A 1,616-nucleotide genomic window follows, 5' to 3' on the forward strand; every position below is an offset into this window, starting at 1 on the left:
GCTTCGTCACGACCAGATACGAGCACAACGCGGCCGCGAGCGACATGCCGCCGAAGCAGCCGACCATCCCCGCGATGACGCCGACCACCGGCACATGTCGGCGCAGTGCAACGATCGCCGCCTGAATCTCGGCGATGACTGCGAGCCCGAGGTTCGCTTCCTGCAGCCGCACGCCGCCGGTTTCGAATACCACGACCGGGCGCACGCGCTTGCCGCGTTCGCAGTCGCGCAACGCCATCTCCAGCGCGGCCGCGATCTTGCTGCCCGACACTTCGCCGATGCTGCCGCCCTGGAACGCGGACTCGATCGCGGCAACCACGGCCGGCTCGCCGTCGATCGTGCCGCGTGCAATCACGCAGCCGTCGTCGGCCTGGCAGACGATGCCTTGCAACGGCAGCCACGGCGACTCGATGCGATCGAACGGCCCCAGCAGTTCGCGGAAGCTGCCCGCATCGAGCAGCACGCGGGCGCGTTCGCGCGCGGGCAACTCGATAAAACTGTCGCGCAGCGGCGTCGTGGTTGGCGCGGTGGTTTGAACCGCGGGTTGAACCGCAGTTTGAACATTCGTGGCGTCACTCATGCGGCGTCTCCTTCCTCGGCGGCTTCGACCGCTTCCGCGAGGCGCAACGCGACCACGCCGGGCGTTGCGCCAAAGTCGTTGATTTCGATCTGCGCGGCGCCGTCGTAGTGCGTGAAAAAGCGATCGAGCACGCTCTTCCAGATGTGGCTATAGCCGTCGACGCTCGTGCGCACGACCACCTGCGCGCTCAGTGCGTTGCCGGTATTCGCGGCGTCGCCGGTGCCGGCGGGCGCGAGCAGCACTTCCAGATCGCCCGAACCGACCACGCCGACGTGCGCGCGGGTCTTGACGGCGCGGCGCGCCGGATACTCGAAGGTCAGATGTTCCATGAGGCTCAGCTCCGGCCGGCGTCGCGAGGCGCCAGCATGTCGAGAAAGAGGGTGGCGGCGAGCAGATCAGCCGCGCCGCCAGGCGATGCGTTCAGCGACAACAGCTCGCGCTCGAGCGTGTCGAGCGCGACGCGGCCCGCGTGTGTCGCGCTGCCGCCCGCGTCGAGCACGCGCTGCGCGCCGCGCTGGCCGGCATGCAAACCGGCGAGGCCCGCGCGATGCAGCAGACAGGTATCGTCGAGCGTGGTCATGATCGCGAGCAGCGCGTCGACGCGCGCGGCGTTTTCGTCGATCCCGCGCGCGCGCGCCGCGTGCAACGCGGGCAGGCCGATATCGAGCGCGTGCGGAAAACCGTCCTGCGCTTCGCGCCGCGCGCCGCCGACCTGATAGCGTTGGCGCGCGCGTTCGCCATGGCTGTCGGTGGACGCGGCGAAGCGGTCCGGAAAGCAGGCGATCCGCGCGGCCAGCGCGCAGACGCGCGCGGGGTCAGGATGCGCGATAGTGCTCGATAGTCGTGTCAGCGCGCGAGCGCTGGCCGGTGTCTGCAGCGCCACACCGGCGACGAGCAAGCCGATGATCCAGATCGCGCCACGATGCGCGTTGCTGCCGCCGGTCGCGCGCAGCATCTGCTGTTCGCCTGCGCGGCCGATCTGCGCGAGTTCGGTGCGCAGCAGCGCGGACGGTTCGCCGCGGCGGCGCGCCGCGCG

3 protein-coding genes are annotated in these 1,616 nt (G+C 70.2%); all 3 read right to left on the reverse strand.

Annotation, left to right across the window (positions count from 1 at the left end; all coding sequences use genetic code 11):
* The coding region (locus VGH68_RS19060; RefSeq protein ID WP_331605241.1) for a biotin-independent malonate decarboxylase subunit beta at positions 1 to 580 on the reverse strand (580 nt) is incomplete at its 3' end.
* Positions 577 to 909 (reverse strand): malonate decarboxylase subunit delta, encoded by a 333-nt coding sequence (locus tag VGH68_RS19065; protein WP_331605242.1) that lies wholly within the window; start codon positions 907 to 909, stop codon positions 577 to 579. The genes VGH68_RS19060 and VGH68_RS19065, both read right to left, overlap by 4 nt.
* 5 nt (positions 910 to 914) lie before the next feature.
* The coding region (locus VGH68_RS19070) for a triphosphoribosyl-dephospho-CoA synthase (RefSeq protein ID WP_331605243.1) at positions 915 to 1,616 on the reverse strand (702 nt) is incomplete at its 5' end.

Source organism: Paraburkholderia sp. (genome assembly GCF_036488505.1).
GTDB lineage: Bacteria > Pseudomonadota > Gammaproteobacteria > Burkholderiales > Burkholderiaceae > Paraburkholderia.

Excerpts from the sequence above, each read along its gene's own strand:
- VGH68_RS19065 (WP_331605242.1), bottom strand. The coding sequence starts at position 909 with ATGGAACATCTGACCTTCGAGTATCCGGCGCGCCGCGCCGTCAAGACC.